We start from the raw sequence: 12,155 nt of genomic DNA on the forward strand, positions 1-12,155 counted from the left end.
CATGTATTAGGCACGCCGCCAGCGTTCGTCCTGAGCCAGGATCAAACTCTCCAAAAAGGTAAAACCTATTTGTTAAGCTGAATAGCTCAATTTCAAAGCTGACGAGATTTTGCAATCTCTTAATTGTGGTCACTTGCGTGACCGTACTTCTTCACTCGTTGTTCAGTTTTCAAAGAACAATTTCTTTCTTTCAACCTCGCCGCTCTCAAAGGCGACTTGATTAATATATCACATCTGCCTACTCGATTGCAAGAACTTTTTTTAAAAATTCTTTTGTTCTTTCGTTCGGCTTCCGAAGCGACAAGGAGTAATATATCAAAGACGAAAGGAGAATGCAAGCTTCTTTTTTCATGTAAAAAATGGAAATGACAAAGAAACTTCCCCAAACCAATGGCCGGGGAAGCCTTCCAACATCATTTATTCGGAAGCTTGCGCGGTCCTCAATTGAACTGCCGCCAATGCAGGCACCGGGTCATTGCAAGTCATTAATGTAACGCCGCACTTCAACGCGTAGGACACCTGCTCCTCCGTATCCGGGCAATAACACCAGGCGAGCAGTCCTCTGTCTTTGGCTTTCTGTACCTTTTCTGCGGTTAATTCATTCATAGGGAATGCAATCGCCCACATCTTCGCATACGTACCCTGCTCACCTTGCTCGAAATTGGACATCGCCTTCGCTTCGAAGCCTTGTGTTTTTAAGCCATGCTCGTCATGAAGATAAGCAAGGATAGCCGCGTCAAAGCTGGTAAACACACAACGATCAAGATACCCGTATGTCTTCAACATAGCGATCGAGCGGTCCGCCACTTCTATGGCATGAACACTCGGCTTAATTTCAACATTCAGCAGCAGATCGGGATAATGTTGTAGCATCTTGCATAGCTCATCCAGACTGGGTACACCCATACCCTCAAATTTCTCGGCAAACCAACCGCCGGCATCTAGCCGCTGAATTTCAGCCAGAGTAAGACTATCCACCGGCCCCGTACCATTTGTCGTCCGATCCACAGTTTCATCGTGGATAACAACCACAACGCCATCTTGGGTAAGCCGGAGGTCGAACTCCAACATGCCTACTCCCAAAGCCAGCGCCTCTCTGAAAGCGAGAAGCGTATTTTCAGGAAATGTGGATTTGTATCCCCGGTGACCGGCCACGACCAAGGATGAAGAATTCGCAAGCTTATCTATCATCGCACGATCCCCCCTTTCCTTTACGTATTCATAACAATAACTATTTGGTCAAAATGCGCTCAGCCTGCTTCTTAAAGGTATCGAGCGATGACTGAATGTCTTTGCCGTCATACATCGTTGCTTCAATAAAAGAATTAAATTCCTTCATAACTTCCGGCCAAACCACGGATTTATTCGTATCTACCGCGTATTGAAGCTGATCGAACGCAACTTTGCGGTTAGGTTCTTTGGCCCACAGATCTTTGAGTTCCTTAGATTCGGCCATCGATTTGGTAAACGGCAGGTAGCCTGATTGCAAGATGAACGGCAGCGCTCCCTGCGGATCGGTTTCCATCCAGCGGATAAATTCCCAAGCTGCGTCTTTATTTTTGGAAGAGGAAAGCATGGATACATTCGCACCGCCGGTAGGGTTGGCATATGCTTTGTCCATAGGCAAAAATGCCGTTACATAATCGAATTTCACAGCGCTGGTGAGTCCACCGATGCTGCCCGTCGATTGATACATCATCGCAACCTTGCCGCTGGTGAACATTTGATTGACAATATTGCCGGAATCTTTGGCAGGCGGGTAAAAGAGGGCTCCTGAACCTTGAAGGTCTTTCAGATAGCCGAATACTTTTTGGCCTACACCGTTGTCGTAAAATCCGATCGTTTTCATATCATTACTGAAAAAAGTACCGCCGGCCTGGGTGATCATCGCAATCGGATACCACGTATCGTAAGGCATGGTTAGTCCAAACTGCTTAACTTCATTACCCTCTTTGACCACAAGCGCGTTGGACACCTTCTTTAGTTCATCCCACGTTTTAGGAACCGCAAGCCCTTTAGCGTCCAGCATAGATTTGTTTACATGTAAAATCGGGGTAGAACGATTCAATGGCAGTGCGACAAGCTTATTGTTAAATGTGGAATGGCCCATAAGTCCTGCAACGAATTCATCTTTGCTCAGGTTGGACGATTTCATCATAGGCGTCAGATCTTCCAGTACATCTGCGTCCGCGAAAAGCTCGATATATGCGCGTTCCAGCATGGCTACGTCCGGAGCCGTATTGGAAGGAATGGATTGTTGCAGCTTGGTGACAGTCTCGTCATAACTGCCCTGGAATGTCCCTACAACTTCAATATTAGGATGGGAATCGTTAAAACGTTTAATTAAGGCGTCCATATACTCGCCGTTTTTGCCGCCGAGAGAGTGCCAAAACTGAACCGTCGCTTTTCCTGACTTTGCAGGTTCTAACGATGCTGCCTGCGGCGCCGCGGAAGCGGACGTGCCGGGTGAAGGCTCGGATTGCCCACAGCCCGAAAGTAAACCGACCATCATGGTTGCTGCCAGAAGAAGACTGAATTTCTTTTTCACGTTGAACTCCTCCACTTATTCATCTTATTGTGATGTTGATTTTTTCTATTTAAAAGGGACCAAATCGTCATTTAATCCCTGAATAGACAAACGCTTTGACAATATGATTGGAAAAGAATGAATAGACGATCAGAATAGGTACGACAAGCACGACGTTCCCCGCCATAATGGTATGCCAGTTGCTGATCCCTTCCGTTTCCCGGAGCTTGGCGATACCGAGCGTCAGCGGTCTGATCAGTTCCGAATCCGTCATCACGAGCGGCCAAAAATAATCGTTCCAATGGCTGACAAAACTGAATAGAGCAATCGTGGCAAGCGCGGGCATGGACATCGGTATCATGATCCGCCAAATGATCATGAATTCGCTGGCGTTATCCAGTCTGGCCGACTCGATGATCTCCTGCTGAACCTGCATAAAATATTGGCGCAGCAAAAAGATTCCGAACGCATTGGACATAAAGGGAATGATTTGCGGCAGCAGCGTTTTGATCAGTCCCCATTCGGCAAGCATCATATATACCGGGATAAACGTAATCTGCGTCGGCATCATGAAAGCAAGCAGTATCAGACCAAAGAAAATGGAGCTTCCTTTGAACTTATATTTGGCGAACGCATACGCAGCAGGAATCATAACGACAAACTGAAGTACAAGGATTGACAAAGTGACGACAACGGAATTTCGCGCATAGTTCAAGAACGGCCCTGCCGTCATCGCATGCTTGAAGTTGATCCATTGAGGCGAATTCGGTATCATGACCGGCGGGAACCTCATTGTCTCCGCAAAAGTTTGCAGTGAAGTTGAAATCATCCATAAGAACGGAAAGATAAAAACGAGCAGAACGAGCGCTTTGGCCACAATATTCAGAGCCCCTATCCAAGGCTTGAATTCGATGGTTTGCATGGTACAATCCCCTTTGTCTCGGTTTTGTAGCGTCTATTGATAGTGCACCTTTTTGGACAGCAGCCTAAAATAAACGATAGTTAGCAGGCCGGTCAGCGCCATCAGCACTACACCGCTCGCGGAAGCGAATCCGATATTCGTCGTCCGGTAGCTGTAAATATAATAGACCAGCGTGCTTGTCGCACCGTTCGGGCCGCCTCCGGTCATAATCTGCACCGTATCGAATACCTTAAAGGACCCAATGGTCATAATAATTAAAATAAAAAACAGTTGCGGCGAAATCATGGGCAGCGTGATTTTGAAAAAAACGCTGCTCCTGCGTGCATTATCGAGTGCTGCCGCTTCGTAAATACTGGGCGGTACGCTTTGGAGCGCCGCGGCAATAATCAACGCGTAATACCCGACGCTCTGCCAAACCGATACGATAATGACAGACCATAATGCCGTTCGGGAGCTTTGCAGCCATGGTGACGGGGGAAGGCCCATCATTTTGAGCACGTAATTCAGCAGTCCCAAATTCGGCTCCATCAGCCAAAGCCATACTAATGAGATCGAGACGATCGATATAATGTGCGGTGTGAACATCCCTGCTTGTACGAAAGCATTAAAGCGGCTTTTGCGGTGCAGCCACAATGCGGCCAGCAAGGACAGGATCATTGTCAGCACAACGACGCCGACGGAATATAAGAACGTATTGACAACCGACTTATAGAAATCTTCCCTTGTAAAAATTTGAATGTAATTATCGAAGCCGACGAATTTGCTTTTTGCCTTATTGATCAAGTTGTATTTATAAAAGCTGAGATAGATCAAATGGAGAATCGGGTAAATGACAAACACGCAAATGCCGGTCATAGCGGGAGCGATCATGAGATAAGGTCTTATTCGTTCCCAAAGTTCTCTATACATAGCAAAGCCCTCTCACAGCTCCCAAATAATCGCGATATCTCGCATGACTTTCCTCGATCCGCTCCCCGTTCTCCGAGAAGAAATATAATCGGTGCGCGTCCACATTCATGTATATCTCTTGGTCCACGGAATATTTGTTTTCCATGCTTTTCACCATATAAGACTGCTCGCCCTGTCTGATCTGGTACAATGTCTCCGAACCGAGCATTTCCCTTGTGGCGATATAACCCGATACAGTGAAGTGTCCATCTATCGGGTGTGCGGACAGCTCCGCTTTTTCGGGACGAAATCCGAATTTTACACCGTCCACTCCCAAATCGCTCACATTCATAGGCGGGTTGCCGATGAACTGTGCCGCAAAGAGATTGCTCGGTTTATGATACATCGCATCCGGCGCCGCCTCCTGCTGAATGATTCCTTGATTCATCAGAACGATCGTATCCGCCATCGACATGGCCTCCACCTGGTCATGCGTTACATATACAAAAGTCGTACCCAGCTTTTTGTGCAGTTCGATTAGTTCAAGCCGCATCTGCGCCCTAAGCTTGGCATCGAGATTGGATAAAGGCTCGTCCATCAGGAAAACCGACGGCTTCTTCACCATCGCTCTCGCAAGCGCAACGCGCTGCCGTTGTCCGCCAGACAGCATGGATGGCTTGCGGTCCAGGTAAGGCTGCAAGCCTACGGTTGCGCTGATCGACTCGACAAGGTCCGTTCGTTGAACCTTGCCCACTTTGTTATTTTTCAGGCCGAATTCGATGTTCTCCCTCACCGTCATCGTCGGGTACAGCGCATAGTTTTGAAAAACCATCGCCACGCCTCTTTGCCCTGGGGCTATGCGCGTAACATCTTTGCCGTTAATGAGGACGGAGCCCGACGTTTGCGGATCAAGGCCTGCAATCATTCGCAGCAGCGTCGTTTTCCCGCAGCCCGACGGTCCGACCAATACAGTAAAAGAGCCATCTTGAATAGTTAAATTCAGATTGCTGATGACAATGCTCTTCTCGAAAGCTTTCGAAACGTTCACAAACTCAATAGATGCCACGCGAATCCTCCTCCGTATCCTTGTTATGATTCGTTCGTTGTGCGGTTGGATTACACGGTATATACCGTTATACCGCTATCCCTGAAGGGTTTTATCTGATCCTCAGTCGCTTCCCTGCCGGTTATCAGTGTATGAATACTGCTGTTCGGAGCGACGGTATGCAGCGACAATTTGCCGATTTTCGTATCGTCCGTTACGACGATCACTTCCTGCGCGGCGCGAATCATTCCCTGCTTGGCGGGAACAAGCTGTGCCTCAGGGTGCATGAGCCCGTGCTGCGGGTGCAATGCCGGCGTCCCGATGAACACCTTCGACGTATGAAGCGACCTTAGCACATGGTCGGTGAACATGCCGTTCAGCATATAGCTGTGGGGGTACAACTCGCCGCCTGTCAGAATCACTTTGATTCTTGTCGCATCCCGCAGTTCGGCCGCAACATTCATATCGTTCGTCACAACGGTAATGTTGGAACGGTGCACTAAGTTTTTGGCAATATGAAGCGTCGTCGTCCCGGAATCAATAATGATATGATCGCCGTCCTCAACGAGACTAGCGGCCAATTTCCCTATGCGCATCTTCTGGTCGAGATTTTGTGACGATCTTTCGTTAAAAGAGGGCTCGTCATGCGTCCATTGCTCCACGATAACGCCGCCATGCGTCCGTTTCAGAAGCCCTTCCTGTTCAATTTCCATCAGGTCGCGGCGTATCGTCGCTTCATGCACACTGAATTGTTTGGCCAGTGTGTTGACTGAAGCCGTACTATACTGTCTTACATAATCTATGATCCGCTGTTTTCTCTCTGCCGCTAACAATGCCTGCGTCCCCCATTCGCGCAAAATCTTTCACCTTGCGCATATTTCATGTGCAATTATGCGCATGTGCGTTCATTTCGATTGTATCTACGGAAGATCAAGCGAATGTTATCTTCATATGAAGATCATGTAATTTCCTATCCTTTTATGCGCTCATTATATGCTCGGAGCAAAGTATACCTTTCAGGACGGACATGGTGCGCTTCGCGCAGGCTCCGCGCTAGTAATTCCGGAGCGATGCCCAGCTCCTGAATGGTTGCCGGCCCCCCGATCTGCCGCATCACTTCAATCAGCTGTTGCTCATTCGGAAGGGCTTCAAGCCACGGTGCGATCGCCTCCCAGTGCTCGGCAATGTGCGGCAATGCGCCCCAAGGGCTTACTCCTTGCTCGCCAATAGTGCGATACAATTTGCATATTTCAATGCAGGCAACGCCCACTTTCGCTCCGTGCAGCAGCTGCCTTCTGCCTTCTCTGATATAGGTCATCTCCCAGTAATGGGACAAATGATGCTCAGCTCCGGAAGCCGGATGCGATTGTCCGAAAAGCAGCATCGCGAGTCCGGACTCGATCAGCGAGGAGATGAGCGTATACACGCCTTCTTCGTCTCTTTTGGCAATCTGCTCGACATGGTCCAGACAGCGTGCTAACGCATTGCGGGTGATATTTGCCGCTGCTTCAAGGTAAGGCTCACCGGCCGTCAAGCAGCCGAACTGCCAATCAAATAAAGATGTCGCCTTGCCGAGCATATCGCCGAATCCGGCAGCTGCCAGAGGAGCCGGAGCGTTAACCAAAACGTCCAGATCGGCAAATATCGCATCAGGTCCGATCGCGGGAACGGTTATTTTCATGCCACGCGAGATAATCGGCGCTCCTTTGGAGTTAAATCCGTCTACAGTGGGAGCCGTAGGCACAGAGATAAACGGAACTCTGGCAGTAAACGCACAATATCTAACGATATCGTGAATCGTTCCCCCGCCAACTGCGATAATCACATCGGCGCCTGTCTTCTGCATATCCAGCAGCAGCTGGATTAAGGCGGATTCATCCGCCAATACGTCGCCGGAATGGGCCGGCCGGATGAGCGTGACATGGACATTAATACCCTCAACTGCCAAATGATTTCGCAGATGTTGGCCAGCTGCCTCATAAGTGGCTGCATCTGCAGCAACAATGACGCTCCGGAAAGCTTGATCAGCCGTATAGTTAGCTGCTTGATGCAAGGCCCCTGCTTCGATTCGTATTTCTTGGAGATGGATTCTACGTTGTATTTCCTCGTCAAGGCCCGTAATACTTTGTTGAATTCTGTTCAACAGTTGTGTCATGCTTGGTACCGTCCTCTTCATGTTGTTTGGCCATCAGCAGCTGCAATTCAGCGAGTGAATCCCAGATCCAGTCCGGTTCCACCGGACTAGCCTCGGCCTCTTCGCGCGTCCATGCTCCCGTTAATACTAGAGCGGTCTTCATTCCCGCCCTCTTCCCCAGACGGATATCGGATTCGACGCTATCCCCAATCATCAAGACTTGCTCCGGTGGAAGCGACAACTTGCTCAAGGCCGCCTCCGCCATGATTGCGGATGGCTTACCGATTACAAGCTCGACCTCTTGGCCCGTCGCAGAAGTGATAGCGCCGATCATGCCTGCCACATCAATGGATAAGCCGTTTTCCGACGGAAACATCCGATCCTCATTCGTGGCCATAATTCTGGCGCCATGGCGCACCGCCCGAAAGGCCTCGTTCAAATCGCGGTAGGTCAAAGTCTCGTGCAGCGTAATTAACAGCCAATCAGCGGATTCGGGGTTGGATGCCAGCCTAACGCCTGTGACTCGAAGCTCGTCGCGCAGCCCTTCGTCACCTAGCACCCACACCTCGGCCTCCTCATAGTGGCGCTTGATATAGGCAGCTGCGACAGTTGAGGAAAGAATGATTTCTTCCTCATGTACATCCAGCCCCATACGCTTCAAATTGTCATGGCACATCGCCCTGGAGATGTTGCCCCTGTTGCTTAGAAATACAATCCGTTTTCCAATACTCCTCACATATGCAATGGTTTGTACAACGCCATCAATGGCTTGATTGCCCTTGTACACCGTACCGTCCAGATCAATGACGAACCCTTCTACATCCCGAATGTTCATTCAGCTAGCTACCTCACATCTATTTGTTCTCGAGCATGAATGTTCATTTTGTGCGCGTTAATGTTTGTATTTGCTCGTTTCATATTCAATATAAACATCCAAGGTTATCGAAGTGTCATCTTGATATGAAGAAGTTGTAAAAAATCATAATCACTTGAAAAAGACGTAGGCGAGCAGCTATCGCGGGGGATCGCGGGGCATCGAGAGGCGTTAAGTCCAAAGTTCGTAAATAAGGCATATTGGAGACGCAAATGTGGGTCAGATCGCTTCGTTCCATACTCCGAACGAATAAAAGTCCATAATCCACGAACGATGTTCGTTGATTATGGACTTTATTCGCTAAACTCACCTCAGAGGAACTCTACCACTTATTAGCGTCATGAGGTTCTTTATTAGTGCACTGCGGGACGCAAATGCTTTGCTTTCGAAGAAAAGGAGGAACTCGGCCAAAATGGAAAAACTGCGATACCAGAATAGCTCTTGCATCGCAGTTTTCCTTATTGTTCAATTCATTCAATGATTATCCTTGGCTTCCAATAAAGAAGTAACGAGCCAGAACAAGAATGGCCAGAACCCACATTAGCCAGTGAATCGGGTATTTATTTTTGCCGCCAAGATTAGAAGCAGCTGCAAGCACTACATAGGTAACGATACCAAAGGAGATACCGTTAGCAATGTTATAGGTGAAAGGCATCAATACAATGGTAAGGAATGCCGGAATTGCCAGAACGAAGTCTTGGAAGTCGATTTCTTTAACGGATTGAACCATCAAGACACCGACTACGATCAATGCAGCTGCTGTTGCCGAACCTGGAATCAGCATGGCGATAGGAGCCAAGAACAGCGCAAGCAAGAAACATACGCCCGTAGTTACGGAAGTTAAACCTGTGCGGCCGCCTTCAGCTACCCCTGCAGCACTTTCAACGTAAGCGGTAACTGTACTTGTACCTACCAATGCGCCGCCGCTTACACCAATTGCATCTACGAACATGGCTTTACCAACGCGTTTGTTACCTTCCTCTTTGTTCTTCATAATACCGGCGCGGTTTGCCGTACCAACCATCGTACCGAATGTATCGAAAAGCTCTACGAACGTAAACGTAGCGATAACGGAGATAATCCCTGTGGTCATGATGCCTGCAAAGTCAAAATCGGCAAATCTAAGCTTGGTCATATCCGGAACCCAAGTTGTTTCAGGGCTTATCAAGGAACCAAGATTCACCAGACCCATGAAGTATCCAATAACTGTAGTTGCCAGAATACCGAACAGAATCGCTCCACGAATACGAAGCACCATCAAGATGGAGATTAACAAAATACCGATCAGCGTCAAAATGACACCTTTATCCTCTAAAGAACCCATGTGAAACACTGTTTCGAAAGAAAGTACGTCTGTAAATTTATGTGCCGGAATATCTTTGGTGCTCTCGACCGCGACAGTCAGAATACCGCTGTTTTTGAAACCGATCATAGCGATAAACAAGCCGATACCGACCGTAATCGCATGTTTCAAGCTGTCGGGAACCGCTACAAGCAGCATTTGACGAAGCTTGGTGACCGTTAGAATCAAGAAGATAATCCCTGAAATAAACACAGCTGTCAAAGCCATGGAGAACGTAAATTTACCTTGTGACGAAAGAATAATCGTTGCAAAATAAGCATTCAGGCCCATTCCCGGCGCAAGCGCAACAGGAAAGTTAACGAACAAGCCCATAGCAATCGTCATGACACCTGCCGCGATGGCAGTAGCCAAGAAAATGGATGTCCAGTCACCGCCGGTTGCCCCCGATTTAAACGCGCTAAGAATATCAGGGTTTACCGCGAGAATGTAAGCCATCGTCATGAACGTGGTAATACCCGCCATGATTTCCGTTCTTACTGTGGTGCCGTTTTCTTTCAATTTGAAAAACCGATCCATCTACCTATTCCTCCTAGAAATGTTGGTTGGAACAGCAAAAACCCGGAATCAAATGGCATGATTCCGGGCACGAAAAAGGAGTCTTCCCATATGAGAGTCGAGCTCCAGCGCATGTGTAAAGACAAGTGCAAGCTAACCTCATACGGATTACGTTCCTTTTTTTCGTAGCCAGATCATTTGCGGTGATCTCGTAGAAACTCTCGGGCCAATTCCCAAGATTATACGAAAAAACTGTTATCCATTTCACATTTTAGTGCTGATGTCGAAAGTTGTCAACAGAAAAACCGAACGATAACTGAGAATGATTTCCCAGATGTTCGGTTTTAAAGATTTATTGTTTTTCTATTCCCACTCGATTGTTGCAGGCGGTTTTGACGTAACGTCGTAAACGATACGATTCACATTTTCAACCTCGTTAACGATACGAACAGAAATCTTCTCCAGCACGTCCCAAGGGATACGCGCCCAATCCGCAGTCATGCCGTCGATGGAAGTAACGGCACGGATACCTACTGTGTAGGAATATGTTCTGGCGTCGCCCATGACACCAACGCTTTTCATGCCTGGGAGCGCGGTGAAGTACTGCCAGATCTCGCGGTCCAAGCCGGCTTTGGCGATCTCTTCACGAAGGATAGCGTCGGATTCGCGAACGATGTGCAGCTTGTCCTCCGTCACTTCGCCAAGAACACGGATCGCAAGTCCAGGACCCGGGAACGGTTGTCTCCATACGATAGCCGCAGGTAGACCGCACTCTTCGCCGACTTTACGCACTTCATCCTTGAACAATGCTTTGAGCGGCTCAACAAGCTTGAACTTCATATCTTTTGGCAGTCCGCCTACGTTATGATGCGATTTGATCGTGTGCGCTGTAGCCGTTCCACTCTCTACGATATCCGTATACAGTGTTCCTTGCGCCAAGAATGCGAAGTCGTCAAATTTACCGGACTCTTCTTCAAATACGCGGATGAATTCTGTACCGATGATTTTGCGTTTTTGCTCCGGGTCGTCAACGCCTGCTAATTTGCCCAGGAAACGATCGCGTGCATCGATTTTAACCACTTTCATATCAAATTTGCCGACAAAGGTTTCCATCACACTCTCACCTTCGCCTTTGCGCAGCAAGCCATGATCGATGAACATACAAGTCAATTGGTCACCGATAGCTTTGTGCAGCAAAATCGCAACCACGGAGGAATCTACGCCGCCGCTCAGTGCGCAGAGCACTTTTTGATCGCCGACTTGTTCGCGAATTTCTTTGATGGTGTCTTCGATAAAGGATTCCATCGTCCAATCGCCTGTGCAGCCGCAAACGTCATAAACAAAGTTATGGATCATCTCGTTCCCTTGTACGGAGTGGCGAACTTCCGGGTGGAATTGGACGGCGTGAATGTTTTTATCACGGTGGCTCATCGCTGCGATTGGCAGGGATTCTGTGCTTGCTTCGCATACAAAGCCTTCCGGCAGTACGGAAACATGGTCGCCATGGCTCATCCAAACGACTTGTTTGGCGTCAAGGCCTTTTACAAGCGGACTTTCGTTGGTGAATTCCAGCTCAGCCTTACCATACTCACGGGTATGAGCGCGTTCTACTTTTCCGCCGGTTAACTGATGAGCAATTAATTGCATGCCGTAGCAAATCCCCAAAATCGGGATACCTAAATCAAAAATCGATGAGTCAACAGCTGGTGCGCCTTCGCCGTAAACGCTCGCCGGACCACCGGAAAAAACAATACCTTTGGGGTTCAGCTCACGAATTTTATCCACGCTAGTGTTGTAAGGCATCAGTTCGCTATATACGCCTAAATCACGAATACGCCTTGCGATTAGCTGGTTATACTGCCCTCCAAAATCCAGAACAACGATGATTTCACTTGGTTTACTCATTA

The 12,155-nt window shown here is 48.3% G+C and carries 10 protein-coding genes and 1 riboswitch; all 10 genes read right to left on the bottom strand.

Annotated elements, in window-relative coordinates; translation table 11 throughout:
- Nucleotides 1-417 precede the first annotated feature (417 nt).
- A complete protein-coding gene (locus ICC18_RS19200) occupies nt 418-1,191 on the bottom strand; it encodes a glycerophosphodiester phosphodiesterase family protein (protein ID WP_188176070.1) in 774 nt (257 codons plus the stop codon).
- Nucleotides 1,192-1,231: 40 nt separating this feature from the next.
- Entirely contained in the window at nt 1,232-2,548 is a 1,317-nt protein-coding gene (locus ICC18_RS19205) for an ABC transporter substrate-binding protein (RefSeq protein ID WP_312029562.1), read from the bottom strand.
- A 67-nt stretch (nt 2,549-2,615) separates the two neighbouring features.
- The gene (locus ICC18_RS19210; protein ID WP_188176071.1) at nt 2,616-3,449 is read right to left on the bottom strand and encodes a carbohydrate ABC transporter permease; all 834 of its coding nucleotides are present in this window, start codon (nt 3,447-3,449) and stop codon (nt 2,616-2,618) included.
- A 33-nt stretch (nt 3,450-3,482) separates the two neighbouring features.
- The gene (locus tag ICC18_RS19215) at nt 3,483-4,358 is read right to left on the bottom strand and encodes a carbohydrate ABC transporter permease (protein WP_223192701.1); all 876 of its coding nucleotides are present in this window, start codon (nt 4,356-4,358) and stop codon (nt 3,483-3,485) included.
- A complete protein-coding gene (locus ICC18_RS19220; RefSeq protein WP_188176072.1) occupies nt 4,351-5,403 on the bottom strand; it encodes an ABC transporter ATP-binding protein in 1,053 nt (350 codons plus the stop codon). The genes ICC18_RS19215 and ICC18_RS19220 overlap by 8 nt, the downstream gene beginning before the upstream one ends.
- Before the next feature lie 50 nt (nt 5,404-5,453).
- On the bottom strand, nt 5,454-6,215 hold the full coding sequence (locus ICC18_RS19225) for a DeoR/GlpR family DNA-binding transcription regulator (RefSeq protein WP_188176364.1): 762 nt from the start codon (nt 6,213-6,215) through the stop codon (nt 5,454-5,456).
- A gap of 137 nt (nt 6,216-6,352) precedes the next feature.
- Nucleotides 6,353-7,537, bottom strand: a complete 1,185-nt coding sequence (locus ICC18_RS19230; protein WP_188176073.1) for a sn-glycerol-1-phosphate dehydrogenase — start codon at nt 7,535-7,537, stop codon at nt 6,353-6,355.
- Nucleotides 7,491-8,351, bottom strand: a complete 861-nt coding sequence (locus ICC18_RS19235) for an HAD-IIA family hydrolase (RefSeq protein ID WP_188176074.1) — start codon at nt 8,349-8,351, stop codon at nt 7,491-7,493. The genes ICC18_RS19230 and ICC18_RS19235 overlap by 47 nt, the downstream gene beginning before the upstream one ends.
- 520 nt (nt 8,352-8,871) lie before the next feature.
- Entirely contained in the window at nt 8,872-10,269 is a 1,398-nt protein-coding gene (locus ICC18_RS19240) for an NCS2 family permease (protein ID WP_188176075.1), read from the bottom strand.
- Between the two features lie 145 nt (nt 10,270-10,414).
- Nucleotides 10,415-10,515, bottom strand: a riboswitch (purine riboswitch).
- A 96-nt stretch (nt 10,516-10,611) separates the two neighbouring features.
- A complete protein-coding gene (gene guaA / locus ICC18_RS19245) occupies nt 10,612-12,153 on the bottom strand; it encodes a glutamine-hydrolyzing GMP synthase (protein ID WP_188176076.1) in 1,542 nt (513 codons plus the stop codon).
- Between the last annotated feature and the right edge of the window lie 2 nt (nt 12,154-12,155).

The organism is Paenibacillus sedimenti (assembly GCF_014534655.1).
GTDB classification, from domain to species: domain Bacteria; phylum Bacillota; class Bacilli; order Paenibacillales; family NBRC-103111; genus Paenibacillus_E; species Paenibacillus_E sedimenti.

Bases quoted from the DNA above. Each gene is read 5' to 3' on its own strand.
- ICC18_RS19200 (WP_188176070.1), bottom strand. From the start codon at position 1,191: ATGATAGATAAGCTTGCGAATTCTTCATCCTTGGTCGTGGCCGGTCAC.
- ICC18_RS19210 (WP_188176071.1), bottom strand. From the start codon at position 3,449: ATGCAAACCATCGAATTCAAGCCTTGGATAGGGGCTCTGAATATTGTG.
- ICC18_RS19215 (WP_223192701.1), bottom strand. From the start codon at position 4,358: ATGTATAGAGAACTTTGGGAACGAATAAGACCTTATCTCATGATCGCT.
- ICC18_RS19230 (WP_188176073.1), bottom strand. From the start codon at position 7,537: ATGACACAACTGTTGAACAGAATTCAACAAAGTATTACGGGCCTTGAC.
- ICC18_RS19235 (WP_188176074.1), bottom strand. From the start codon at position 8,351: ATGAACATTCGGGATGTAGAAGGGTTCGTCATTGATCTGGACGGTACG.
- ICC18_RS19240 (WP_188176075.1), bottom strand. From the start codon at position 10,269: ATGGATCGGTTTTTCAAATTGAAAGAAAACGGCACCACAGTAAGAACG.
- guaA (WP_188176076.1), bottom strand. From the start codon at position 12,153: ATGAGTAAACCAAGTGAAATCATCGTTGTTCTGGATTTTGGAGGGCAG.